Here is a 25,156-nt window from a genome sequence, read left to right on the forward strand (position 1 = left end):
GGCTCTCCGGCTAAAGCCTTGCCCGTTGCAGACTTCAGAAAAGCTCCCGAGGATCCCATGGCCAAGTTCGTGCCGCCCGTCTCGCCGCTCGCCCCCAAGCACGTTCCCGACATGCCCGCCCTTGACGGCGTGACGCTGGCGACAGCCGAGGCCGGCATCCGCTATTCGGGCCGCACCGATGTGCTGGCGATCGGCCTCGCCAAGGGCACGACGGTGGCGGGGGTCTTCACCAAGTCCAAGTGCCCCTCGGCGCCGGTCGACTGGTGCCGTGCCAATCTCGCCGGCGGCACCGCCCGCGCCCTGGTGGTCAATTCCGGCAATGCCAATGCCTTCACCGGCAAGAAGGGCGCCGATGCCGTGGCGCTGACCGCGAAGATTGCCGCCAAGGCCGCCGGCTGCAAGCAGAGCGAGGTGTTCCTCGCTTCCACCGGTGTGATCGGCGAGCCGCTCGATGCGTCGAAGTACCAGGGCGTGCTCGACACGACCTTCGCGGCGGCGAAGCCCGAGGGCTGGCTCGATGCCGCCAAGGCCATCATGACAACCGACACGTTCCCGAAGGTCGCGACCGCCAGCGCCAAGATCGATGGCGTCACCGTCACCATCAACGGCATGGCCAAGGGCGCCGGCATGATCGCACCCGACATGGCGACCATGCTGTCCTTCGTGTTCACCGATGCCGCCATCGCGGCGCCGGCCCTTCAGGCCCTGCTGTCGAAGGGCGTCACCTCCACGTTCAACACCGTGACGGTCGACAGCGATACCTCGACCTCCGACACGCTGATGCTGTTTGCCACCGGCGCTGCCGCCAAGCGCGGCGCGCCGCTGATCGACAGCGCCACAGACCGCCGGCTCGCGGCCTTCCGCAAGGCGCTGCAGGCGGTCCTCGCCAATCTCGCCGAGCAGGTCGCCCGCGATGGCGAGGGTGCGCGCAAGCTGGTCCATGTCGTCGTTAAGGGTGCGACCTCGAATGCCAGCGCCTTCAAGGTCGCGAAGTCGATCGCGGATTCGCCGCTGGTGAAGACCGCCGTTGCCGGCGAGGACGCCAATTGGGGACGTGTGGTCATGGCGGTCGGCAAGGCCGGCCAGCCCGCCGACCGCGATCTCCTGTCGATCTGGTTCGGCGATGTCCGTGTTGCCCATCACGGCGAGCGCGACACCGGCTACGACGAACAGGCGGCCAGTGCCGTGATGCAGCGCGATGTCATCACCATCACCGCCGATCTCGGTCTCGGCCGCGGCACCGCCAAGGTTATGACCTGTGATCTGACAAAGGATTACGTCGCAATCAACGGCGATTACCGTTCTTGATTTGTATAAACTTTGGTTGGATCGCGACTCTCCTATTGCGAACCGAAATCGTTAACTTCCGGATCTTAGAACGAGGGATGCCATGACCTTGAAGCTCGTCTTCGTGGTGGCCTGCGCGCTGGTCGATCCGGACAACCGGGTTCTGCTGGCGCAACGCCCCGAAGGCAAGCCAATGGCGGGCCTTTGGGAATTTCCCGGCGGCAAGGTCGAACCGGGCGAACGTCCGGAACAGACGCTGATCCGCGAACTCCGCGAGGAGTTGGCGATCAATGTCGAAGAGCCGTGCCTCGCTCCGCTGACCTTCGCCAGCCATGCCTATGAGACCTTCCAGCTGTTCATGCCGCTGTGGGTTTGCCGGAGGTGGGAAGGACAGGTCAGGGGCGCCGAGGGACAGCGCCTTGCATGGGTGAAGCCGGGCCGGCTCAGGGATTATCCCATGCCGGCGGCGGACGAGCCTCTCATCCCTTTCCTCACCGAACTGCTCGGCGAGGCCCGCGATTGAAGGAGAAGCCAGAATGGCTTTCACCGCGACCCGCATGCGCCGCCATCTGTCCGCCTTCGCCCATGATGACCGTGGCGCCACCGCCATCGAATATTCGATGATTGCCGCGGGCATTGCCGGCGCCGTCATGGTCGCCATCTCGACGCTCGGCTCGACGGTCCAGACCAATTTCTACGGCAAGATCGTCGGCAACTGGCAATAGACGGTCACCGGCCCGCCCGTATGAAAAAGGCCGGGCACCAGGCCCGGCCTTGTCGTCTTTGGGGCGCGATAGGCCTCAGATCATGTACTGGCCGCCATTGATGGCCAGCGTCGATCCCGTGATGAACCCGCCCTCGTCGGAGGCCAGGAACAGCACGGCGCGGGCGATCTCGTCCGCCTCGCCGAGGCGACCCACCGGGATCTGCGCGATGATCGATTCCCGGACCTTCTCCGGCACGGCCATCACCATGTCGGTGGCGATATAGCCGGGGCAGATGGCGTTGACCGTGATGCCGGCCTTGGCGCCTTCCTGGGCGAGCGCCTTGGTGAAGCCGAGATCGCCGGCCTTGGCGGCGGAATAGTTCGCCTGACCCATCTGACCCTTCTGGCCGTTGATCGATGAAATGCTGATCACCCGGCCGAATTTGCGGTCGCGCATGCCGGTCCAGAGCGGATGGGTCATGTTGAAGAGACCGGACAGGTTGGTGTCGATCACTTCCTTCCACTGCGCCGGTGTCATGCGGTGGAACATCGCGTCGCGCGTGATGCCGGCATTGTTGACCAGCACGTCGACCGGCCCAAGCTCGGCCTCGACCTTCGCGATGCCCGCCGCGCAGGCTTCGTAGTCGGCGACCGACCACTTGAAGACCTCGATCCCCGTCTCCGCCTTGAACGCGGCTGCGGCCTCGTCATTGCCGGCATAGTTCGCCGCCACCTTGTAGCCGGCGGCCTTGAGCGCCTTGGAGATCGCGGCCCCGATACCTCGCGTGCCGCCGGTGACCAGTGCTACCCGTGCCATGAACAGTGCTCCCTTTGTGCGTTCCCATGGATAGTCGATTCGTCCCGGCATCTTGTGTGCCAGGTTGTCTCATCACTTCACCGGGGGGATGAAGGCCGTCTCCGGAGGCGGTGACCGCCTCCGGAATTCAGTCAGGCTGGATGGCCGTGAACTGGCGCGCCTCAGCGCTCGATGCACATGGCAACGCCCATGCCGCCGCCGATGCACAGCGTGGCAAGGCCCTTCTTGGCGCCGCGCTTCTGCATCTCGTGGATGAGGGTGACCAGGACGCGGGCACCGGATGCGCCGATCGGGTGACCGATGGCGATAGCGCCGCCATTGACGTTCACCTTCGTCGTATCCCAGCCCATGTCCTTGTTGACCGCGATGGCCTGGGCGGCGAAGGCCTCGTTGGCCTCGACCAGGTCCAGGTCCTTGACGGTCCAGCCGGCCTTTTCCAGCGCCTTGCGGGAGGCCGGGATCGGTCCGGTGCCCATCACGGCGGGATCGACGCCGGCCGTCGCCCACGACTTGATGGTGGCAAGCGGGGTCAGGCCGCGCCGGGTTGCCTCGGCCTTGGTCATCAGCACGATGGCGGCAGCGCCGTCGTTGATGCCCGAGGCGTTGCCGGCGGTGACCGTGCCATCCTTCTTGAAGGCCGGCTTCAGCTTGCCCATCGCCTCGATATTGGCGCCGTCACGGATATATTCGTCCGTGTCGACGATGATATCGCCCTTGCGGGTCGAGATGGTGACCGGGACGATCTCGTCCTTGAACTTGCCGCCGTTGCGGGCCGTCTCGGCCTTGTTCTGCGAGGCGACGGCGAACTGGTCCTGCTCTTCCTTGGTGATCTGCCACTTCTCGGCGACGTTCTCGGCGGTGATGCCCATGTGATAGCCGTGGAACGCGTCGATCAGGCCATCCTTCAGCATGGTGTCGACCATTTCGAGCGAGCCCATCTTGGTGCCGTTGCGCAGATGCGCCACGTGCTGAGCCTGGCTCATGCTCTCCTGGCCGCCGGCCACGATGATCGTGGCGTCGCCATTGGCGATCTGCTGCATGCCGACCGCAACCGTGCGCAGGCCCGAGCCGCAGAGCTGGTTGAGCGCCCAGGCGGTCTTCTCCGCGGGGATGCCGGCCTTCATCGCGGCCTGACGGGCGGCGTTCTGGCCAACGCCGGCGGTGAGGATCTGGCCGAACACGACCTCGTCCACGTCGGCCGGATCGACCTTGGCGCGCGACAGCGCTTCCTTGATGGCGATCGCGCCCAGTTCATGGGCAGGCAGGCTCGCGAGCGCGCCATTGAAAGATCCGACCGGGGTGCGCGCGGCACCAACGATGACGACTTCTTCGGACATCGTGTCCTCCTGTTTATAGTGAGCACCGCAGCGCGATGGCTTCGATCCGTTCAGAAACCATGTCTACGCCTGCCGTTTGATGTCAACACGGCAGAAGGTCGAAGCTCGGCGGGTGCATGCCAACATCGTGCGGCGCGCTGCACAAAACCATGGCAGCGCCTGCAAAAAAAACCTATCGTGACAGTCGATGGCACGGTGGCTGGGGGGCCGCCGCGAGCAGCCCGAGGGGTAAAATGGCGAAAAGCGATCCGGTCACCATCAAGAAATATGCGAACCGCAGGCTCTACAATACCGGTACGTCGACCTATGTGACGCTGGAAGATCTGGCTGCGATGGTGAAGGTCGGCGACGACTTCCTCGTCTACGACGCCAAGACCGGCGACGATATCACCCGCTCCGTGCTGACCCAGATCATCTTCGAACAGGAAGGCAAGGAGGGGCAGAACATGCTCCCCGTCGCTTTCCTGCGGCAGCTCATCCGCTTCTATGGCGACTCGATGCAGCTGCTCGTGCCGCGCTACCTGGAAATGTCGATCGACAGCCTGACCAAGGAACAGGACAAGTTCCGCGGCCAGATCGGCAATGCGCTTGGCCTGAACCCGCTGGTGGCGCCGTTCGAGCAGCAGATCCGCCGCAACATGGAAATGTTCGAGCGGGCCTTCTCGGTGTTCTCGCCCTTCGGCAAGCACGCGGACGGCACCTCGGTCAGCTCACCCGATCTCGAGCCGGTGACGCCTGCCGCCAAGGCGCCGGCTGCCGAGCCCGCCAAGGAAGGCGACATCGACGAGCTGAAGAACCAGCTCGCCGACATCCAGCGCAAGCTGGAAGGACTGTCGCGGAAGTAATCGATGGTGCCTGGCGTCAGGCGCTCAGGCGCCTGATGCCATCGAGAGCCGCCGGCAGGGCCTGATCGCGCCACGGCCGCTCTTCCGATGCATCGCCCGAGAAGGTTCCCTGGAACGCGTCGCAGCCGAGCTCGGCAAGCCGTGCGGCGACGCGCGGATTGGGCACCCATTCGGCGACCGTCTTCAGGTTCATGTGGCGGGCAAGGCCGATCAGCGTTTCGACGAAATGCCGGTCGTCCTCGCTGCGCTCGAAGTTCTCGACAAAGGCGCCATCGATCTTGACGCAATCGACGTCGAGCGTGCGCAGGTTGCGGAACGAGGTATAGCCAGCGCCGAAATCGTCGATCGCGACCTTGGCGCCGAGGCTGCGGATCTTGGCGACGAAGCTGCGGGTCTCCTGGATATTGGCGATCGCTGCCGTCTCGGTGATCTCCACCGTCAGCCGCCGGGCCAGGCCGGGATCGATCTTCAGGCGCGCATCGAGGACCGCAAGCCAGGTCTTGTCCATGGTGGTCGCGGGCGAGACATTGACCGACAGGCTGACGTTCGGCGCCTCCGTCATTTCCTGAAGCGCCAGTTCAAGCACGCGCAGATCGATCAGCCGGATCAGCCCGAGCTTCTCGGCAAGCGGCACGATCGAGCTTGCCGACAGGAGCGTGCCATCGGCCCGGTGGATCCTGAGCAGGCATTCATAGGACAGGGGCAGGCCGGTGCGGGCGCTGACGATAGGCTGGAAGGCGAGGTCGACGCGCCGCTCGTTCAGCGCCGCCAGGATCTCGTCGGTGATGCGCAGGTTCTCGCGCCGGGTCTGCTCGCGCTCGGGATCGGGCAGATAGGCGTGGAAGGCACCGCGGCGGCGCAGCTTGATGCTGTCGAGCGCTTCCTGGGCACGGCCCATCATCGTGCCGAACGAATGCGCGTGGCGGGGCGCGATGACGCCGCCCATCGTGACGCTGACGACGATGGCGCCGGCGCTGGTCAGGAACACCTCCTGGCGGACGCCATCGAGAATGCGCTCGGCCGCGACCGCGAGGTCGTCCGGCTGGCAATTGCGCATCAGGATGCCGAACTTGTTGCCCGACAGGCGGCCAAGCAGATCGCCGCCGCGCATGCGCGAGCGGATGCGCCGCCCGGCGGCAGCAATGATCTCATCGGCGATGTCGAAGCCATAGGCCTCGTTGATATGGCTGAGATTGTCGATGGCCGCGATGAGGAAGCCGATGGAGCCCCGAACCTTCTGGGCATCCTCCAGCGCCTCTTCCAGCACCGCGCAGAAGCGGTGGCGGGCGAGCTGGCCGGTGAGCGGATCATATTCGCTCGCCTCGACGAGACGACGGTGGTTCTCGACGCGCTCGTTGATCACCCGGACCGTGCCATGGGCCTTCAGCGGACGCCCGTCGGATGAGGCGAACCAGCGGCCCTGATCCTCGATCCACAAGGTCGTGCCGGACGGCGTGCGGATGGCATATTCGATGTCGTAGGCAACACCGTCGCCGCGATCCGTGCCGGGCGAGTTGACCACCGCCTCATAGCGCCCGGCCGGAGATTCCGGCACCATCATCTGAGCGAAGGCGCGGCCAGATCCGAAACGGTCCATCTCGCCGATGCCCAGCAGCGTGCCGGCATTGGCGCTCCAGCTCAGCTTGTCGGAGGGAACGGCCCATTCATAGGTCGCGGTACCCACCGACGACAGGATCGCATCCAGGACTGGATCGACGGCAGGATTCTGACTGTCGCTGGATGTCACGGGCTCAGTGCCCGTTGCTGCCGATTCCATGTCACGCCGATCCTTGATGCCCCACCCTCGGAGTATGGCCGGGAAGGGTGAAGGAACGGTATCCGGAGCTGTCGCCACCTGCATCATGGCCCCGCCAAGTGTCAGGACTTGTTCAACGACCTGTCCCGAATTGGGATGCGACCTTTCGGCACGCTCGTTGCGCGAACCACACCATCGGCCGGGCGTTGTGTCCTGAAGCCGGACCGGAGGTCGGGACATGGCAAGGATCGGAGCCGTCAGATCGAACACCATGGTGCAGTGGGGACGCCGCTGGGGCGACCTCGAGCGCGCCGATCGCAGGCGCATGCCGCGCACTGACGCCAACGCACAGCCGGCACCTGCGCCGACCAATCTGCCCGTTGCCCTTGATGCCCCTGAGCCGAGAGCGCGGATCGCCGCGTCGCAGCGTCCGGCAGCCCCCTTCATCGCCCAGCTGCTCGCCGATCGGATCGAGGATCCGGCACGCCGCCGCAATGGCCGCCCCGGCGCCGATGTGGCAGACGCGCTCTATCAGGCTCGCAATGCGAGCTATCGCCCGTCAGCGCCCGGCTCGATCATTCGCCGGGACGCCTGAGGCTCGAGGCTCAATAACCGAGCGCCAGTCCGTCCTTGCGCGGATCGGAGCCGCCGATCAGGAAGCCCGACCGGTCGATCTTGATCATCTGACCACCGCCGATCGGCTTGGTGGTGACATCGACGTCGTGGCCCATGGCGCGCATCTTGGCGATGACCGCCTCGCCCCAGGTCGGTTCCACTGTCGTCTTCTCACCCTCGAAGAAGCCGCGCGGGCAATCGATCGCCGCCTGCGGATCCATGCCGAAATCGATCATGTTCGACACGACATGGGCATGGCCGGACGACTGGTAGCTGCCGCCCATCACGCCGAAGCTCGCAGTGACCTCGCCATTCTCCACCATCATCGCCGGGATGATCGTGTGCATCGGCCGCTTGGACGGGCCGTAGCAGTTCGGGTGGCTCGCATCGAGATTGAAGCTGGAGCCGCGGTTCTGCAGCAGGATGCCGGTGTCCGGCGTGCAGATCTTCGAGCCGAAATGGTGGAAGATCGAGTTGATGAACGACACCGCGGTCCGGTCGCGATCGACGATCGTGCAATAGATCGTGTTGGTGCCCGGCGGCGGCGGCACGATCCGCGGCGTGCGCTTGGTGGGGTCGATCATCGCCGCCAGCTTGCGCGCGAAGGCCTTGTCGGTGAGTTGGTCGACAGTCACCTTCATCGCGGCGGGATCAGCGACATGCAGGTCGCGGAGCGCATAGGCGAGGCGGGCCGCCTCGACGCCGAGGTGAAGCCGCTCGGCCGAGAACGGATCCATGCTCTTCAGGTCGAACTGCTCGAGGATGTTGAGGATGATCAGCGCGGTGACGCCCTGGCCGTTCGGCGGCAGTTCGACCACCTCGGTGCCCTTGTAGGCGGAGCGGATCGGAGTCTCGACCGTGCCGAAATGGCTGGCCAGATCCTCCAGCGTCATGGCGCTGCCCTTGGCGCGCAGCGTCGCCACGATGTCCTCGGCAACACGGCCCTGATAGAAACCCTTGGCGCCTTCCTTGGCGATGGTCTCGAGCGTCGCGCCGAGCGCGGCGCTGACCATGCGGTCGCCGGCCTTGGGCGCCTTGCCATTGACGAGATAATGCCGGGACGCGCCGGCATCCTTCGACAGGGCCTCGACATCGGCGGGCCAATCGAAGGCCACGCGCGGGGTGACCGGCCAACCCTCCTTGGCATATTTGATCGCCGGCTGGAGAACCCGGCCGAGATCGAACCGGCCATGGGCCTTGAGGATCTGCTCCCAGGCTTCCACCGCGCCAGGCACGGTGACGGCATGGACATTGGTCGGCGCGATGCCGGTGAGCCCCTGGGCGCGCAGCGCGTCCGGATCGGCAGCCTTGGCGGCGCGGCCCGAGCCGTTATAGCCCCAGATCGGCTTGCCCGGCTTCGACACCAGCGCGAAGCAATCGCCGCCGATACCGGTCATATGGGGTTCGACGACGGCCATGACGCCCACAGCGGCGATGGCGGCGTCGGCGGCCGTACCGCCGGCCTTCATCATTTCGACGGCAGCAGCTGTCGCGAGCGGGTGGGACGTCGCGGCCATCGCCTCGGTGGCATAGGCGGGAGAGCGGCCGGGACGGTGGAAGTCGCGGGTCAGCATGGTCATTGGGGCATCCTCCAACGGGCCTTTCGTCGCGACCCGAAACCTGTCATGACCCGAGATGTGGCGGGCCCAACTGTCGCACACCTAACACAAAGGAAGCCTGGGTTGCCAATGCGGCACGACGGGTTCCATTTGCACGAAACGCATCGCTCGGCGCAACCAGGACGCGTTGCCTTGGCCGATGCCGAGGGAGAACCCGATGACCGACCTGACACTCGCAGCCGCCCGCACCATCGTTGAGAAGGCACTCGCCCACGCCCATGCCGCAAAGTTCAAGCCGCTTGGCGTCGTGGTGGTCGATGCCCGTGGCCTCGTCCGCGCCGCCGAGGTCGAGGACGGCAGCGCCTTCCTGCGTTTCGACATCGCCCACGGCAAGGCCTTCGGCTGCGTCTCGGTTGGCGTTGGTGGCCGCACCCTGCAGAAATTCGCGACCGAGCGGCCGCATTTCACCACGGCGCTCGGCGGCCTTACCCGCGACCGCATGACCCCGGTGCCCGGCGGCGTGCTGATCCGCGACCAGGCCGGCGCTCTGGTCGGCGCTGTCGGCATTTCCGGCGACACCTCCGACAATGACGAACTGGCGGCGATCGCCGGCATTGAGGCCGCAGGCTTCAAGGCCGATACAGGCGCCTGAGGCTTCCCGAGCCTTCTCCCTCCCCGCTTGCGGGGAGGGTCGGGGCGGGGCTCTAGGACCTCTCAAACGCAAAAAAGCCGGTCGCGAGACCGGCTTTCTTCCCTCCGACGGCGAACCCTTGAAAGGGTCAGCTTGGTCAGTCGTTCGTCGTGGCCTTCGGCTTCAGGATCTGCTTGCCGCGATACATGCCGGTCTTCAGATCGACATGGTGCGGACGGCGCAGATTGCCGGAATCCTTGTCCTCGACATAGGTCGGGGCCTTGAGCGCGTCATGCGAGCGGCGCATGCCCTGACGCGACGGCGAAGTCTTTCTTCTCGGAACGGCCATGGAACTCTCTCTCGGCGGCAGCCCCAGGACCTGATGGCCGCCGCGGCTTGGAATTCGTGAGACGGGGCCTATACACGCTTTCGTTCAGGCGTTCCAGAGGCAAAGACCAGAATCTGAAATGGCGCTCAATCCGCTGTCACGGCGGGGACCACGCGCATCTCGTCGCCGATAGCGATCAGGCCCGCCCGCTCCACATAGGCCACCAGCCCGCGCATCCCCCTGGCGGCCCGGACGAAGCCGAATGTGTGACCGTCGATACCCGTGAAGCCCGCGATCGACTGGCCGGACTTGCGGCAGGGCTTGTTGTAGCCGGTGACGAACAGCGTCGCGCCCGACGGCGCCATCAACCTGGAGCCGACGGCCAGGCGGGACAGGTCGGGGATCCCCGCCAGCACGAGATTGCCGCCGATCCATTCGGCCGGCAGGCTCGGGAGAGTCATGGCCGCCGCGATGGTCGCCAACTCCTCCTCACCTAGGATCGACACCTGCCGGTCGTTGCGGATGACCGTGCCGCGGGGGTGCCAGGGTTCGCGGGGACCGCTCAGGCGGGTCGGGCCCCAGTGGCGGTCGCCATCGATGCCGTCGCGCGTCAGATCGAGCCGGTCGACCGCGCGGGTGACGAAGTCGGCCCCCTCGGCCGTGTAGAGCCCCGTGATACTTGCACTGCCCGCCACAGGTTTAACCCTTGTAGGCGAATTGCAGGATCAGCGTGCGCTGCAGGAACGAGAAATTGTTGTCGGAGATGATGGTCAGGATCGTCTCGCCGGCTTCGCTCCGGTGGATCGCGAGCCCCTCCATATTGTCGATCTGCTGGCTGAGATCCGCCGAGACGATGATCGGCCCGTCCACTGTGGCACCGGGCCTCACCGTCTGGATGTCGATCCGGCGGATGCGCATGCCAACCCCGCGCCACGGCGAGAACCAGCGCTCCAGGATGAGCATGTCGCCGGAGGGCAGGAAGGTCAGGTCGGTGATATCGAAGTCGTTGGTGCGCTTGACCGCCAGTTCGCGCTGCGGCTGGGCACCCATGAAGAAGCCGCGGATATCCCCGGAACCATTCAGCCCGCGCTCGGACAGCGCCAGCAGTGTACCGGCATGAGGTGATGGTCGCGGCAGCACGCCGAGGCCCTCGATGCCGCCATTGCCGGGCAGCCGCTTGTCGCCCATGGGCACAGGGATCGGCGTGCCGCGGGCGGCCAGGCCGTCACGGCCGAACATGTCGAAGCGGAAGACGCGGTGGGTGCGCTCGACGCCCACCCAGGCCACGCCATTCTCGATCCACAGGCTCTCGGTGTCCCAATTGCCGCTCTCGGCCAGGGGGCGGCCGTTGGGTCCCAGGATCGGGGCCATGCGCGCCTCGGAGAGGCCGGCAATGCGCGTCCCCTCCATGTCGATGCGGGCGGTGAGCCAGAAGCCCTTGTCGGAAATGGCGGTCAGCCGCTGTCCCGTCGGGTCGACGCGCAGCGACGACAGCCCGCCGAAGTTGCGGTGATCGGATTGCAGCTCCAGTCCGCCCCGGAACTCGAGCAGACCGAAGGCCTTGCGGTCGGGCTCGCGCGGCGAAAAGGCATTGATCGGAAACGACCGGATGACCAGTTCGGCAGGCGCCGGCACCGGGCTCGACCGGCCCTGGGCCGACGCCGCCTCAGGCAGCATCGGCAGGGTGAGCGCAGCGCCGATGCCCGCTAGCGCGCGCCTGCGGTCCATCAGGCGACCTTGCGGCGTGTCGGCCTCGCAGGGGCGGCGCCGCCCACCGCATCTTCCTCGAACAGTTCGGCAAGCTTCTCGGTCATCGCGCCGCCGAGTTCCTCGGCATCCACGATGGTGACCGCGCGCTTGTAATAGCGCGTCACGTCGTGGCCGATGCCGATGGCGATGAGCTCCACCGGCGAGCGGGTCTCGATGTCCTCGATGATCCAGCGCAGGTGCCGCTCGAGATAATTGCCGGGGTTCACCGACAAGGTGGAATCGTCGACCGGCGCGCCATCCGAGATCATCATCAGGATCTTGCGCTGCTCGGAGCGGGCGAGCAGGCGCTTGTGCGCCCAGTCCAGCGCCTCGCCGTCGATGTTCTCCTTGAGCAGCCCCTCGCGCATCATCAAGCCGAGATTCTTGCGCGCGCGCCGCCAGGGCGCATCGCCCGACTTGTAGATGATGTGCCTGAGATCGTTGAGGCGGCCGGGATTGGCCGGCTTGCCGTTCTGCAGCCAATGCTCGCGCGACTGCCCACCCTTCCAGGCGCGCGTCGTGAAGCCGAGGATCTCCACCTTCACGCCGCAGCGCTCCAGCGTCCGGGCGAGAATGTCGGCGCAGGTCGCGGCGACCGTGATCGGACGCCCGCGCATGGAGCCGGAATTGTCGAGCAGCAGCGTCACCACCGTGTCGCGGAAATTGGTGTCGCTCTCCTGCTTGAAGGAGAGTGCCGCCATCGGGTCCATGATGACGCGGGTGAGGCGCGCCGGATCCAGCACACCCTCCTCCAGGTCGAAGTCCCAGGAGCGGTTCTGCTGCGCCATCAGGCGGCGCTGCAGGCGGTTGGCAAGCCTGGCCACCACCGGCCCCAGATGGGCGAGCTGCTTGTCGAGATAGGCCCTGAGACGGTCCAGCTCTTCGGCATCGCAGAGATCGGGCGCGTCGATTTCCTCGTCGAACTTGACCGTGAAAGGCTTGTAGTCCGGGCTCTTGCGCTCATTGCCCTGGCTCTTCGGCCGCCACGGCTCGGAGGCATCGTCGGAATCGCCGAGATCGTTCTCGTCGGGCAGGTCGGCGGTCTCGGCCTCGGAGGCTTCCTGGGCGCCGTCCGGCGCCTCGTCGGCCATCTCCTCGGCATCCTCCATCTGCATGCCTTCGGAGGATTCCTGCTCCTGGCTGTCCGGGCTCTCGCCGGATTCCGGCGATTCCTGCTCCTGGCTGTCGCTCTCGTCGTCGTTGCTGTCGTCGTCGGAACGGCCCTGCTCGTCGCCCATGTCGAGCGAGTTCAGGAGATCGCGCACTGCCTTGCCGAAGGCACGCTGGTTGCCCTCGAGGCCCACCAGCTTCTCCAGATTGGTCCCTGCCTTGGCCTCGATCGTCTCCTTCCAGAGATCGACGATCTTGGCCGCCTGCGGGGGCGGCTTCTGGCCGGTCAGCCTCTCGCGGACCATCAGCGCGATGGCATCTTCCAGCGGCGCATCGGCCTTGTCGGTGATGTCCTCATACTTGCCGAGCCGGTGGTAATGGTCCTCCAGCCGGGCCGTCAGGTTCTGCGCGACACCGGCCATGCGGTTGGAGCCGACCGCCTCGATGCGGGCATTCTCGATCGCCTCGAACACGGTGCGGGCCTGCTGGCCCTCGGGCAGGACGGCGCGATGGACGCGCGGATTGTGCACGGCGAGCCGCAGCGACATGGCATCGCCATGGCCGCGGATGATCGCCACATCCTGCGGCGACATCTTGCGCGGCGGCTCGGGCAGGCGCGCCTTGTCGCCGGCGAGGCCAGGCTTGTCGGCGGCGAAGGTGATTTCCATGTCGCGGCGCGCGATCGCCCGCATGCAGGAGGCGACCGACCGCTTGAACGGCTCGGTCGGGCTCTCCTTGGTGTTCGGCTTGGCCTTGGAATTGGAACTCACCTAAAGATCCTTCTTCAACCACAGACGGCGGTGGCCGGGCGGAAAGTCGTCCAGCACGCCGAAAACCGAGTAGCCGAGCTTCTGGTAGAAGCCGTCGCCCTGGAACGAGAACGTGTCGACATAGATCTGCCGGGCGCCACGCTTGGCGGCGATTGCCTCGGCACGCGCCATCAGCTCCGTGCCGAGCCCGGTGCCGCGAGCCGCCTCATCCAGCCAGAGCAGCTCGATGAAGCACCAGTTCCACATCGTGTAGGCGACGATGCCGCCCTTGATCGCCTTGTCGTCGTCGCGCAGCGACACCGCGAAACGCTTCCAGGCGGACTTGCCGGCCTTCGAATTGTTGTAGGCGTTGAGCCCGGCAACAACCGCGCGCGCCGTGGGGCCAACCGCTTTTTCGTCGGTGACCCGCACGGCTTGCTCCTCGTCAGCTCAGCGCCACGTTGACCGCGCTTTCCGGCAATTCCTGGCCGAAGCAGCGCTGGTAGAACTCGGCGACCAGCGAGCGTTCCATCTCGTCGCACTTGTTCAGGAAGGTCAGCCGGAACGCGAAGCCGATATCCTTGAAGATGTCGGCATTCTCGGCCCAGGTCAGCACGGTACGCGGCGACATGACAGTGGAGAGATCGCCGTTCATGAAGGCGTTGCGGGTGAGATCGGCCACGCGGACCATCTTGTTCACCTGGTCGCGGCCCTCGGCCGTCTTCGCGAAGGCCTTGGCCTTGGCGAGGATGATGCCGACTTCCTGGTCATGGGGCAGATAGTTCAGCGTGGTGACGATGGACCAGCGGTCCATCTGCGCCTGGTTGATCTGCTGCGTGCCATGATAGAGGCCGGTCGTGTCGCCGAGGCCCACCGTGTTGGCGGTGGCGAACAGGCGGAAGGCCGGATGCGGGCGGATCACGCGGCTCTGGTCGAGCAGGGTCAGGCGGCCCGAGCTTTCCAGAACGCGCTGGATGACGAACATCACGTCCGGGCGTCCGGCATCATATTCGTCGAACACCAGCGCGACATTGTGCTGGTAGGACCAGGGCAGGATGCCGTCGCGGAACTCGGTGATCTGCTTGCCGTCCTTCAGCACGATCGCGTCCTTGCCGACGAGATCGATGCGGGAGACGTGGCTGTCGAGGTTGATGCGGATGCACGGCCAGTTGAGGCGGGCCGCCACCTGCTCGATATGGGTCGACTTGCCGGTGCCGTGATAGCCCGACACCATCACGCGACGGTTGTGGGCGAAACCGGCCAGGATCGCCAGCGTCGTCGGCTTGTCGAACAGATAGTCGGTGTCGAGGTCCGGGACATGTTCGGCAGGCGCCGAATAGGCGGGCACCGTCATGTCCGAATCGATGCCGAACACCTTGCGCACGGAAACCGTCGTATCTGGAACGCCGGTTCCCTTCTCAGGCTGCACTGTCACGAAAACCTCCGATGCCGCAGGATCGCGGCGAAGTGCCATGGGATGATAGACGGCGACCTTAACAGATCGCCGGGCGCGCCCGGAAGGGCATCACCTGCGGGAATGCCATTCACATTCATCATGTGTCCGATCAGCGAGGCTCAGCAAAATCCGGCCTGCTTCAGATAATTATAGGCCTGGATAACCTCGCGCAGCTTGTCCTCGCGCGACCGGTCGCCACCATTGGCATCGGGGTGATGCCGCTTGGCCAGTTCCTTGAAGCGCGCCTTGATCTCGTCTGCCGAGGCGTGAATGTCGAGATCGAGGGTCGTCAGCGCTTTGCGCTCGGCATTGCGGATCATCCGCCCTTCGGGTTCGGCGGGACGATCGGCGCCCGCACGGAAGCCTGCCTCGCCGAACATGCCGAACGGATCGGCGGCAGTCGTCGGGTCGATATGGGCGTGGACGTCCGGCCGCCGGCCCTTCTTGTGCCAGGCATTGACGCCCATGCTCCAAGTCGGGCGATGGCCGGTCAGCGCATCCTTCTGATAGGCCTGCACCGCGGCATCGTTCATGCCGTTGAAGTAATTGTAGGTAGCGTTGTATTCCTTGACGTGGTCGAGGCAGAACCACAGGAACTGACCTTCGCGGTCGCGGCCCATCGGCGCCTTGTGGGTAGCCTCGCACTCGCACCCCTTGAACTGACACATCCGCGCGCCCGGACGCGCCTTGGCACGGCGGTCCTGTTCGGGCTTGACGCGGATGCTGTCGAAATAGGGGGACGCGGTCTTCATGGGGCCTTCGCGAAGCAGGGCAACAAGTATGGAGACGGGGCTGCACGGCGGCAAGCCGAACGATGCAGCGCAGCAAATCAGCCGCACCCGGACACGCCTGCGCGGTTGCACGAATGGCTCAGCTGCGGACCATCGGCCCGGTACGGTTTCAAGGATCGAGCCCCTATCTGGCCTCGGACGGTGCCGACGGCAAGGCCGAATGTTCGTGGCCGGCTATTCGAGACCGAACCGCAGTGCGGCAGCGGCAGCGATCGGCCCGAGCACGATACTCATCAACGACAGCGCAACGAGGACCGTGAACGGCATGCCGAATGGCAGGGGCCCGACGATCGCGGCCGTGGTCGCGGCGACGCCGAAGATCAGAACAGGGATGGTCAGTGGCAGGATCAGGATCGCCATCAGGAGGCCGCCGCGCCTGAGCCCCACGGACAGGGCGGCGCCGATCGTACCGAGACAGGTGAGCGCCGGCATTCCCGCGGCGAGAGTGAGAACCACCGCCCCCATCGCCTCCGGCGGCACATTGAGAAACAGTCCGAGCACAGGGGCCGCGATCACCAGCGGCAGGCCGGTCGCCAGCCAATGGGCCAGCGCCTTGACAGCGACGACCAGCGGCAGCGGCGTGCCTGACATCATGAGGAGATCGAGCGAACCATCATCGGCATCGGCCTGGAACAGCCGGTCGAGGCCGAGCAGGGTCGCCAGCAGCGCCCCGATCCACAGGATGGCAGGGCCGATGCGGGCCAGGAGGTTCATGTCCGGCCCGACGCCGAACGGGATGATGGTGACGACGGTCAGAAAGAAGATGACGCCGATCATGGCGCCGCCGCCGACGCGCAGCGCGAGCGTCAGGTCGCGAAGGAACAGCGCTTTCAGCGGCCCGGTCATGACGCGCGCCCGAGCGCCAGCCGGCGCGCCGGGATGCCCAGCGGTCCATGGGTCGCGGCCAGCACCATCCCGCCCGCGGCAATGTGATCGCTCATCAAGGCGCCAAGCACCGTCTGGCTCGCCTGGTCGAGCGCCGCCATCGGCTCGTCCAGCAGCCAGAGCGGCCGCCTGACCGTGAGCAGACGCGACAGCGCGAGGCGCCGGCGCTGCCCAGCCGACAGATAGCCGGCCGGCAGATCGGCGAGGTGATCGAGGCCGAGGCGCGCTAGCGCTGCTTCGCGACCGATGCCGCCCCCGCCAAGAAAATCGCTCCAGAAGGCAATATTCTCGGCAACCGTCAGCGCCGGCTTGAACGCGTCCTGATGGCCGCAATAATGCGCCTGCTCGGCAATGGTGGCTTCGTCGTCTCCGCCCTCGAGCCGCAGCAGCCCCGCTTCAATGCGCACCAGACCTGCGATCAGCCGGATGAGGCTCGACTTGCCGACCCCGTTCGGACCGACGAGTTCAACCGCCTCGCCGGCCTCGATCGCGAAGCCAAGCCCCTCGAACACCATGCGGCCGCCGCGCAGGCAGGCAAGCCCTTCCGCCACGAGCCGCATCAGCCGTGCTCCGGAGTCGTGCCGCGGCACGACGAAAGGGTGAGAAAAGAGACCACGGCAATGCTTCTAACCATATGGCGGGTTGATTGGAATCCCTCTATAACCCGCGCGATCGGTCGACGCCCCGCCAAGCAGATTTGATGGGAGCCCAACGGGTGCGATGTCGACCTTCGGATTGAGGGGAACATCGTCCTATGTCGCTCGACAGCTTCAAAGCCCGCAAGACGCTCAAGGTCGGAGCCAAGGCCTACGTCTATTACAGCCTCAAGGAGGCCGAGAAGAACGGGCTTGCCGGCATTTCCGCGCTCCCCTTCTCGATGAAGGTGCTGCTGGAAAACCTGCTGCGCGCCGAGGACGGCCGGACTGTCACCAAGGCCGACATCGAGGGCGTCGCCGCCTGGCTGAAGGACAAGGGCAAGGCCGGCAAGGAAATCGCATTCCGCCCGGCCCGCGTGCTGATGCAGGATTTCACCGGCGTTCCCGCCGTGGTCGATCTCGCCGCCATGCGCGATGCCATGAAGGCGCTCGGTGGCGACCCCAACAAGATCAACCCGCTGGTGCCCGTCGATCTCGTCATCGACCATTCGGTCATCGTCGATGAATTCGGCTCGGCCAAGGCGCTGAAGAAGAACGTCGACCTCGAATATCAGCGCAACGGCGAGCGCTACCGCTTCCTCAAGTGGGGCCAGCAGGCTTTCAAGAACTTCTCGGTCGTGCCGCCCGGCACCGGCATCTGCCACCAGGTCAACCTGGAATACCTTGCCCAGACCGTCTGGACCCGCAAGGAGAAGGCGACCAAGGTCGTCAAGGGCAAGAAGACCACCGTCACCTATGAGGTTGCCTATCCCGACACGGTCGTGGGCACCGACAGCCACACCACCATGGTCAATGGTCTCGCCGTTCTCGGCTGGGGCGTCGGCGGCATCGAGGCCGAGGCCGCCATGCTCGGCCAGCCGCAGTCCATGCTGCTCCCCGAGGTCATCGGCTTCCGCCTCAACGGCAAGCTGAAGGAGGGCGTCACCGCCACCGACCTCGTGCTGACCGTCACCCAGATGCTGCGCAAGAAGGGCGTGGTGAACAAGTTCGTCGAGTTCTTCGGCACTGGCCTCAACAACATGACGCTGGCCGACCGCGCGACGATTGCCAACATGGCGCCGGAATATGGCGCGACCTGCGGCTTCTTCCCGGTCGACGATGAGACGCTGAACTATCTCACCACGTCCGGCCGCAAGACCGCCCGCATCGCGCTGGTCGAGAAATATGCGAAGGCTCAGGGCCTGTTCCGCACCAAGGCCTCGCCCGATCCGGTCTTCACCGACACGCTGGAGCTCGATCTCGGCTCGGTCGTGCCCTCGATGGCTGGCCCGAAGCGCCCCGAAGGCCGCGTTGCCCTCGAACTGGTCGGCGCCGGCTTCGCTTCCGCCATGGAGACGGACTACAAGAAGGCCGCCGAGCTCTCCCGCCGCGTCAAGGTGGAAGGCCGCGACTTTGATCTGGGCCATGGCGACGTCGCGATCGCCGCGATCACGTCCTGCACCAACACGTCGAACCCGGCCGTTCTGTTCGCTGCCGGCCTGCTCGCCCGCAACGCGGTCGCCAAGGGCCTGAAGTCCAAGCCCTGGGTGAAGACCTCGCTTGCCCCCGGTAGCCAGGTTGTCGCCGACTATCTGGCGAATTCCGGCCTGCAGAAGGACCTCGACAAGATCGGCTTCAACGTGGTCGGCTTCGGCTGCACCACCTGCATCGGCAATTCCGGCCCGCTGCCGGCCGAGATCTCCAAGGCCATCAACGACCAGGGCCTGATCGCCGCCGCCGTCCTGTCGGGCAACCGCAATTTCGAGGGCCGCGTCTCGCCTGACGTGCAGGCGAACTACCTCGCCTCGCCGCCGCTGGTGGTGGCCTATGCGCTGGCAGGCTCGGTCCAGCTTGACCTGACCAAGGACCCGCTTGGCCACGACAAGAAGGGCAACCCCGTCTATCTGCGCGACATCTGGCCGAGCTCGAAGGAAATCAACGAGTTCATCGCCAAGAACGTCACCAAGAAGCTGTTCAAGGAAAAGTACGCCAACGTCTTCAAGGGCGACGCCAACTGGGCCAAGGTCAAGGTTCCGGCCGGCCAGACCTACGCCTGGGACGACAACTCGACCTATGTGCAGAACCCGCCCTATTTCGTCGGCATGGGCATGAAGCCCAACGCCATCAGCGATATCAAGGCGGCCCGCGTCCTCGGCCTGTTCGGCGACAAGATCACCACCGATCACATCTCGCCGGCGGGCTCGATCAAGGCCGCAAGCCCCGCGGGCAAGTACCTCCTCGACCACAAGGTCGATGTCGCCGACTTCAACCAGTACGGCACGCGCCGCGGCAACCATGAAGTGATGATGCGCGGCACCTTCGCCAATATCCGCATCCGCAACTTCATGATGGGTCCGAACGGCCGCGAAGGCGGCTACACGATCCACTATCCCTCCAAGGAGGAGATGCCGATCTATGACGCGGCCATGAAGTACCGCGCCGAGAAGGTGCCGCTGGTGGTCTTCGCAGGCATCGAATACGGCAACGGTTCGTCGCGCGATTGGGCGGCCAAGGGCACCAATCTGCTCGGCGTGCGCGCCGTCATCGCCCAGTCCTTCGAGCGTATCCATCGCTCGAATCTGGTCGGCATGGGCATCGTTCCCTTCACGCTGGACGAGGGCGTCACCTGGAACTCGCTCGGCCTCAAGGGCGACGAGACGGTCTCCATCAAGGGGCTTGAGACGGTCAAGCCGCGCCAGAAGATGGAAGCCGAGGTCACCTCGGCCGACGGCAAGGTGAAGAAGATCCCGATCCTCTGCCGCATCGATACGCTCGACGAGATCGAGTACTTCAAGAACGGCGGCATCCTGCAATACGTGCTGCGCGACCTCGCCGCCTGAGGCGCCGACATCGAAAGGGCCGCGGATCATTCCGCGGCCCTCTTCGCATCACCTGAGCGATCACCTTGAAATCACGCCGGGTTCATGGCTTTTCACCCAAGCGTGAGTGGCGCCGGGGCTTCAACGGGATTACTGACAAGCCCGAACGATACTGTTTTCGAGCAAGCGGGTGCGGTTTGTGATGCGTGGGTCTTTCACATGGGGCGGGCTGGTTGCGGCGCTCGTCTGCCTTGGGGCCACGACGTCCTTTGCCACCGACCGCCCGCGGGCTGTGCTGGAACTCTTCACCAGCCAGGGCTGCTCATCCTGCCCGCCAGCTGACCGTTACGTCTCCGACATGGCTGACCGTCCCGACGTGATCGCCCTGACCATGGCGGTCGACTACTGGGATTATCTCGGCTGGCGCGACACGCTCGCCGATCCCATCCACTCCAAGCGTCAGAAGGCCTATGCGGCGATGCGTGGCGACCGTCAGGTCTACACGCCCCAGATGGTGGTGAATGGCGTCGCTCACGTCGTCGGTTCCGACCGTCCGGCCATCGACCGTGCCATCACCCAGTCGTCAGGGCAGCCGGGCGTCCTCGCCGTGCCGGTCAATATCAGCCAGTCCGGCGACACCATCACGGTGTCTCTGCCGACCCAGACCGGCGACCTCGTCAGCGCCGACATGCCGGCGACCGTCATCCTGCTCGGCGTCTCGTCTCAGGAGACCGTCGACATTGTCCGCGGCGAGAACCGCGGCCAGCACGTCACCTATCGCAATGTCGTGCGGTCCCATGCGGTGCTTGGCGAATGGACCGGCGGCGCGCAGAGCTACACCGTCTCGCGCAGCGCCCGCGTTGCATCCGGCTGCGGCCGGGCCGTGGTCCTGCTTCAGGTTGGCAATCCGCGCCGGCCGGGCGCCATGCTCGGCGCGGCCATCGCCCGCCTGCAATAGGCGCCGGACAATCCCTTAATCGCTCTGGGATAGCGTCAGTCCGTGCAGGCGCGAAGGCCCGTTGCCGGTGGATCGCACGCGAAACTCGATCACCGAGTTGGCACTGGCCTCGTCCCACGCGAACGCAATGGCATAGGACGCGAGATCGGCGGTTACGGCCACCTCGAGATGTCCGACAACGATGTCGCGCGTGACATCGACGGCCTCCAGACGCATGTGCGGTCCCTTGCCATCCTTGCGATTGCCGCCGGTCCCCTCGCTACAGATGAACCCGATGACATAGGTGCCGGGCAGCATCCTCTTGGAAGGGCCGAAGACGGCAAGCCCCGGCTCATCGCCAAAGATCTCGATGAAGTCCAGCGTCTCCCGCGCCAATCGATGGTCGACGCGCATGCCTGACAGGGTCAGCGGCGATGGGATCTCACGGGGGGCGAGATAGTCGCCGCGGCCGGCGGCGATCAACTGCTTCCAGGCCTCCCGCCGCTGAGACTCGGCATCGTCGCCTGCGTCCGGCCTTGCCGGCAGCACGACCAGATGGCCATTCTCGACCATGGCCGGCAGGCGATGCATGACGCCTTCGTAGATCTGGTCCGTACGCTGTTCGAACAGATTGACCAATGCAGCGATCTGGTCGCGACAGGAGGATACCTCGCTCTTCAGCCGAAGGATCTGCGCCATCATCTGATTGCGCGAGTCCCACAGGACCTTCACCTCGTCGCGCAGGGCGCCGAGATCGGCTACCATCCGCTCGATCTCTTCCCGGGATCTGGCCTCGGCAGCAAGCGCGGCCTCGGCAGAGGCACCACGGCCAGTCAGGCGGCTCCACATCTCTGCGAGCACATTCATAGGCCTGCCTCTCTTTCTATCAGCCCGGCAATGCCCATCCGCCCGTCGGATCCACGGGATGCGGTCGATCTCCTGGCGATCGCGCCACTGCGGAACAGGTCGAACAGCGCGCCGATCTCGCCCGCGCGATCGATCGGAATGGTCACGTCCGACCGCATCTCGTGGAAGCTCTGGTAGGCGGAGGTGGCCACCGGAAGCCCGAGATTGTCAGCCCGCTCCCAGGTGCCGCTCGCCTCGCCGCAGGAGGGGTAGCGCAGGTTCAGGATCGCGTCGCAGGTCTGGAAAAGCCCGTCGAAATGGCGGCTCTCGACATAGTCGAAGAACTGGACGCGGTCTGCGATACCGAGCGCGCGCGCCCGGCCCACCGGGTCATAATCCCTCGATGGCGGCAGGTGTCCGACGACCACCAGTTCCTGCCGCTCGCGGACCGAGGCGGGCAGCGTCTGCAGCGCCATCGCAAAGGCCTGGATCGCCGGGATCACCCGCTTCGGCGCGCTGACCCAGCCGAACATGCCGAACCGCACCTTGCCCGGCGCCTTGCGATAGAGCGCGGGAAGCTCGGCGTCCGGCTCCGTCTGAGCCTGGCTTGGATGACGGCTCACGATGAAGCGGGGAAACCTGTCGCGCGGCGATTCCAGGATCAGCTTGAGGGCCGAGAACGCATTATGCGTCCAGATTTCATCGGACTGGCGGAGCGTGTGCGACTGGCAGTGAAGCCAGTATTCGAAATGATAGGACAATGCGCCCCGGCGCCGCTGGTCGATGATGTCCTGGCCACTATCACCGAACTGCTCACTCAGGGTCTGCCGGAATTGCTCGTCGTCAAATCCGTTCGCCTGCCGGGCACAGATGTCATTGAGGATGATGAAGGCGGCCGTGTCGTGAATGACAGAGACGATCTTGCCGCCGCGCCCGGCAATATCCCGCAGAGCGGCATAGACATAAGCGTGGAACGGATTGCTCGCGAGGAAGAAGACATGTGTCTCGTTGGGCTTGGCCACGCGTTCAACCAAGGACAGGCCAACAACCCGAAATCCGAACAGATCGCGAGGTGAGATCGAATCGTCGACCACAATCGTCAGCTGGTCGCGAGGCAGGAGCCCAAGAGCAATCTCGGCGACCACTGTCTCCAGATAGTCGGCCGTTCCCGTCTTTTCCGGGGGGATCGGCGAATAGAGATAGATGTGGCGGCTCTGCGAGATGGCCGTGGCGCGAGGCGTCATGATGATCGTCCGCGAGGACCTGTCTGATCGCCCGTTGCCAGAGAGCAGGCCGAATGCATCCCGTGAATACCAACGTACCGCTGCACGAGCAAGCAGCCGAGCGCGGTAAGGCCAGGAGCGAGCCGCAGGTTCGCGGGCACCAGGCCGCTAGACCTGCGGATTGCAGGTCGCGGCCCGGGTTCATCGCCGGGAGTGGGCTGAAAGGGCCCCTGCGGGGGCCGGTGGCCGGATCAGGCGGCCCGGGCCGACCAGATCATGTCCGGAGCGATGCCCGGAACCTCTTCCTCGTCGATCCTGAGGACGGCCTTCACCGAAACATAGGCCTCGGCACTGAGCGGATCGGCGCCACGGCGCACCAGCTCGCGTCCAACCGACTTGCGCACGGTCAGTGCTGCAGCTTCCGGCGCCTCGGCCTCGACGAACCGCGTGACGGCGAAATGCCCGTCTGCCGGCTCACCCTGTGCTTCGCAACGATACCAGGCCATCTTTAGTCCCTATTTTCTGCGCACCCCTGGGTCCTGTCATCTCGCATAAGAGTTGAGAGAACCTTGCCAGGTTTGATTAACGAAACGGACACGTTGCCGCGCTTAACGGTGAGTGGCTGGCGACAAGGAAATGGTTCAATGGCTGAACGGATGCTGAAGGATGAGATCGACCTGCCGGGGCGTCGCGCCCTGCTGATCGGCGGCGGCTCCATCCTGGTGCTTGCCGGCTGCTCCGCGCCGCCGGTCGCGGCACCCTCGCAGCCAAGCTTCTACGTCAATCTCGCCCAGTCCGGGACGCGGGTGGATGCCGCAATGGCCGCCGAAATGTTCTCCGGCTATCGCCGGAACAATGGCCTCGGGCCTCTTTCGGTCGATCCCGTGCTGATGCGCATAGCCGAGGCCCAGGCCGCCGCCATGACCCAGGCAGACCAGGTGGGCGTGCGCACCGGCGTGGTTGCTGCGAGGCTTGATGCCATCGGCTATCGCCATGGCGCTGCGGTCGAGAACACATCGGCCGGCTACCTGACACTCGCCGAGGCGTTCTCCGGCTGGCGCGATTCGCCGCCGCACAGAGCCAATCTGCTGAACCGACAGGTCACCCGGCTCGGCATCGCCACCGGATATCGGCCAGGCTCACGCTATCGTGTGTTCTGGGCCATGGTGCTGGCGCAGCCGACAGGCGCTGGCTGAACGATCAGACGGCGCACATGCCGCCATCGACGCTGTAGATGCCGCCATTGCAATAGCCGGCGGCATCGGATGCCAGGAAGGCGACGAGTTCCGCCACCTCCTCGACCCGCCCATAGCGCTGCTGCGGCACCATGGCGGAAACGGCCGCATGGGCGGCCTTCGGGTCCGGGCTCTGGCCGGCATTGATGGAATCCATCATGCGGCTCTCGATCGGCCCGGGATTGACCGAGACGACGCGCACGCCGCGCGGACCGGCTTCGGCGGCGACCGAGCGCGTGATGCCGATGACCGCATGTTTCGAGGCCGTGTAGGCCGACAGTCCGGGGGTGCCCTTCAGCCCGGCAATGCTCGAACAATTGACGACGCAGCCGGACCCTTGTCCGTACATGACGGGGAGGACATGCTTCAGGCCAAGGAAGACGCCGATGACATTGACGTCGATGACATCCCTGAAACTCTCCAGCGGATAATCCTCGATCGGTTTCACCAGGCCTTCGATCCCGGCATTGTTGAAGAAGATGTCGATGCGGCCGAAGGCCGCGCGCGCCGCTGCCACATAATGGGCCACCGAGGCCTCGTCGCGAACGTCGGCCGTGATTGTTTCGAGCCGCGCACCGGCCGGCAGCTGGCTTCTGACGCCGGCAAAGTCGGAACCAGCCCGATCGACAGCAACAATCGCTGCACCCCGACGGGCCATCAGCGCGGCGGTTGCGCTACCGATAGCGCCGGCTGCGCCCGCTATCAGGGCAACCGTGCCCTCAAGCGGCATGCGATCGGCCATGAGGAATCTCCCGCGCTCAGGTGCAGCAACACGATGCAGCCTAGTGGCGGGACGTTCTGGACGCCTTGCGCGAGCGCAAGACGTGAGGTGCTGGTGGA

At 65.5% G+C, this 25,156-nt stretch carries 26 protein-coding genes; 9 read left to right on the forward strand and 17 right to left on the reverse strand.

Translation table 11 applies throughout. The features are described 5' to 3' along the window. The first annotated feature begins 57 nt into the window (after positions 1-57). From argJ to E8L99_RS03715, 3 genes are all read left to right on the forward strand, one after another. Positions 58-1,308: a bifunctional glutamate N-acetyltransferase/amino-acid acetyltransferase ArgJ gene (argJ, locus tag E8L99_RS03705; RefSeq protein WP_137098279.1), complete on the forward strand. Its 1,251-nt coding sequence runs from the start codon at positions 58-60 to the stop codon at positions 1,306-1,308. Between the two features lie 82 nt (positions 1,309-1,390). Then, a complete protein-coding gene (locus E8L99_RS03710) occupies positions 1,391-1,810 on the forward strand; it encodes a (deoxy)nucleoside triphosphate pyrophosphohydrolase (RefSeq protein ID WP_137098280.1) in 420 nt (139 codons plus the stop codon). A gap of 13 nt (positions 1,811-1,823) precedes the next feature. Beyond that, on the forward strand, positions 1,824-2,012 hold the full coding sequence (locus E8L99_RS03715) for a Flp family type IVb pilin (RefSeq protein ID WP_315862567.1): 189 nt from the start codon (positions 1,824-1,826) through the stop codon (positions 2,010-2,012). Positions 2,013-2,087: 75 nt separating this feature from the next. Here the strand turns inward: E8L99_RS03715 and phbB are convergent, their stop codons facing one another. Further along, a complete protein-coding gene (gene phbB / locus E8L99_RS03720) occupies positions 2,088-2,810 on the reverse strand; it encodes a beta-ketoacyl-ACP reductase (protein WP_137098281.1) in 723 nt (240 codons plus the stop codon). A gap of 161 nt (positions 2,811-2,971) precedes the next feature. Beyond that, on the reverse strand, positions 2,972-4,147 hold the full coding sequence (locus E8L99_RS03725) for an acetyl-CoA C-acetyltransferase (RefSeq protein WP_137098282.1): 1,176 nt from the start codon (positions 4,145-4,147) through the stop codon (positions 2,972-2,974). Between the two features lie 233 nt (positions 4,148-4,380). Here E8L99_RS03725 and phaR point away from each other — a divergent pair, with 233 nt between their 5' ends. Next, entirely contained in the window at positions 4,381-4,992 is a 612-nt protein-coding gene (gene phaR, locus E8L99_RS03730; protein ID WP_137098283.1) for a polyhydroxyalkanoate synthesis repressor PhaR, read from the forward strand. 16 nt (positions 4,993-5,008) lie between these two features. Here phaR and E8L99_RS03735 read toward each other — a convergent pair whose 3' ends face one another. After that, complete coding sequence (locus tag E8L99_RS03735; RefSeq protein ID WP_168201558.1) at positions 5,009-6,769, reverse strand: EAL domain-containing protein; 1,761 nt, start codon at positions 6,767-6,769, stop codon at positions 5,009-5,011. 217 nt (positions 6,770-6,986) lie between these two features. Between E8L99_RS03735 and E8L99_RS23695 the strand changes: the two genes are divergently transcribed. Further along, positions 6,987-7,343, forward strand: a complete 357-nt coding sequence (locus E8L99_RS23695) for a hypothetical protein (protein ID WP_168201559.1) — start codon at positions 6,987-6,989, stop codon at positions 7,341-7,343. Positions 7,344-7,353: 10 nt separating this feature from the next. Here E8L99_RS23695 and ggt read toward each other — a convergent pair whose 3' ends face one another. Then, the gene (ggt, locus tag E8L99_RS03740) at positions 7,354-8,943 is read right to left on the reverse strand and encodes a gamma-glutamyltransferase (protein ID WP_315862568.1); all 1,590 of its coding nucleotides are present in this window, start codon (positions 8,941-8,943) and stop codon (positions 7,354-7,356) included. Positions 8,944-9,139: 196 nt separating this feature from the next. Here ggt and E8L99_RS03745 point away from each other — a divergent pair, with 196 nt between their 5' ends. Next, positions 9,140-9,574: a GlcG/HbpS family heme-binding protein gene (locus tag E8L99_RS03745; RefSeq protein WP_137098285.1), complete on the forward strand. Its 435-nt coding sequence runs from the start codon at positions 9,140-9,142 to the stop codon at positions 9,572-9,574. 136 nt (positions 9,575-9,710) lie between these two features. On the opposite strand, the gene rpmF is transcribed toward E8L99_RS03745, so the two are convergent. The 9 genes from rpmF to ccmA form a co-directional block, all read right to left on the reverse strand. Beyond that, positions 9,711-9,902 carry a 50S ribosomal protein L32 gene (gene rpmF, locus E8L99_RS03750; protein ID WP_137098286.1) on the reverse strand — a complete coding sequence of 64 codons (192 nt, stop codon included), beginning with the start codon at positions 9,900-9,902 and terminating at the stop codon, positions 9,711-9,713. Positions 9,903-10,027: 125 nt separating this feature from the next. Next, positions 10,028-10,576, reverse strand: a complete 549-nt coding sequence (locus tag E8L99_RS03755; protein ID WP_137098287.1) for an MOSC domain-containing protein — start codon at positions 10,574-10,576, stop codon at positions 10,028-10,030. 4 nt (positions 10,577-10,580) lie between these two features. After that, positions 10,581-11,609, reverse strand: coding sequence for an esterase-like activity of phytase family protein (locus E8L99_RS03760; RefSeq protein WP_137098288.1), 1,029 nt, complete (start codon positions 11,607-11,609; stop codon positions 10,581-10,583). Beyond that, the gene (gene cobT / locus E8L99_RS03765) at positions 11,609-13,510 is read right to left on the reverse strand and encodes a cobaltochelatase subunit CobT (RefSeq protein ID WP_137098289.1); all 1,902 of its coding nucleotides are present in this window, start codon (positions 13,508-13,510) and stop codon (positions 11,609-11,611) included. The genes E8L99_RS03760 and cobT overlap by 1 nt, the downstream gene beginning before the upstream one ends. Then, positions 13,511-13,921 (reverse strand): GNAT family N-acetyltransferase, encoded by a 411-nt coding sequence (locus E8L99_RS03770; protein WP_137098290.1) that lies wholly within the window; start codon positions 13,919-13,921, stop codon positions 13,511-13,513. Between the two features lie 13 nt (positions 13,922-13,934). Then, positions 13,935-14,924 carry a cobaltochelatase subunit CobS gene (gene cobS, locus E8L99_RS03775; RefSeq protein ID WP_252511251.1) on the reverse strand — a complete coding sequence of 330 codons (990 nt, stop codon included), beginning with the start codon at positions 14,922-14,924 and terminating at the stop codon, positions 13,935-13,937. Positions 14,925-15,064: 140 nt separating this feature from the next. After that, on the reverse strand, positions 15,065-15,697 hold the full coding sequence (locus E8L99_RS03780; protein ID WP_137098292.1) for a J domain-containing protein: 633 nt from the start codon (positions 15,695-15,697) through the stop codon (positions 15,065-15,067). A 213-nt stretch (positions 15,698-15,910) separates the two neighbouring features. Further along, the gene (ccmB, locus tag E8L99_RS03785; RefSeq protein ID WP_137098293.1) at positions 15,911-16,582 is read right to left on the reverse strand and encodes a heme exporter protein CcmB; all 672 of its coding nucleotides are present in this window, start codon (positions 16,580-16,582) and stop codon (positions 15,911-15,913) included. Next, complete coding sequence (ccmA, locus tag E8L99_RS03790) at positions 16,579-17,181, reverse strand: heme ABC exporter ATP-binding protein CcmA (protein ID WP_137098294.1); 603 nt, start codon at positions 17,179-17,181, stop codon at positions 16,579-16,581. Before ccmA ends, ccmB begins: the two co-directional genes overlap by 4 nt. 194 nt (positions 17,182-17,375) lie before the next feature. On the opposite strand from ccmA, the gene acnA reads away from it, so the two are divergent. Both acnA and E8L99_RS03800 read left to right on the forward strand, forming a co-directional pair. Further along, positions 17,376-20,096, forward strand: coding sequence for an aconitate hydratase AcnA (acnA, locus tag E8L99_RS03795; RefSeq protein WP_137098295.1), 2,721 nt, complete (start codon positions 17,376-17,378; stop codon positions 20,094-20,096). A 181-nt stretch (positions 20,097-20,277) separates the two neighbouring features. After that, a complete protein-coding gene (locus E8L99_RS03800) occupies positions 20,278-21,033 on the forward strand; it encodes a DUF1223 domain-containing protein (RefSeq protein ID WP_137098296.1) in 756 nt (251 codons plus the stop codon). 15 nt (positions 21,034-21,048) lie between these two features. Here E8L99_RS03800 and E8L99_RS03805 read toward each other — a convergent pair whose 3' ends face one another. The 3 genes from E8L99_RS03805 to E8L99_RS03815 all read right to left on the reverse strand — a co-directional run bounded on the left by E8L99_RS03805 (position 21,049) and on the right by E8L99_RS03815 (position 23,587). Continuing rightward, entirely contained in the window at positions 21,049-21,879 is an 831-nt protein-coding gene (locus tag E8L99_RS03805; RefSeq protein WP_137098297.1) for a hypothetical protein, read from the reverse strand. After that, a complete protein-coding gene (locus E8L99_RS03810; RefSeq protein ID WP_137098298.1) occupies positions 21,876-23,102 on the reverse strand; it encodes a glycosyltransferase family protein in 1,227 nt (408 codons plus the stop codon). Before E8L99_RS03810 ends, E8L99_RS03805 begins: the two co-directional genes overlap by 4 nt. Before the next feature lie 230 nt (positions 23,103-23,332). Further along, positions 23,333-23,587, reverse strand: a complete 255-nt coding sequence (locus tag E8L99_RS03815; protein WP_137098299.1) for a hypothetical protein — start codon at positions 23,585-23,587, stop codon at positions 23,333-23,335. 138 nt (positions 23,588-23,725) lie between these two features. Between E8L99_RS03815 and E8L99_RS03820 the strand changes: the two genes are divergently transcribed. Beyond that, a complete protein-coding gene (locus E8L99_RS03820) occupies positions 23,726-24,277 on the forward strand; it encodes a CAP domain-containing protein (RefSeq protein ID WP_252511252.1) in 552 nt (183 codons plus the stop codon). A gap of 4 nt (positions 24,278-24,281) precedes the next feature. Here the strand turns inward: E8L99_RS03820 and E8L99_RS03825 are convergent, their stop codons facing one another. Continuing rightward, positions 24,282-25,058: an SDR family NAD(P)-dependent oxidoreductase gene (locus tag E8L99_RS03825; protein ID WP_137098300.1), complete on the reverse strand. Its 777-nt coding sequence runs from the start codon at positions 25,056-25,058 to the stop codon at positions 24,282-24,284. Between the last annotated feature and the right edge of the window lie 98 nt (positions 25,059-25,156).

The sequence above is a fragment of the Phreatobacter aquaticus genome (assembly GCF_005160265.1).
GTDB classification, from domain to species: Bacteria; Pseudomonadota; Alphaproteobacteria; order Rhizobiales; family Phreatobacteraceae; genus Phreatobacter; species Phreatobacter aquaticus.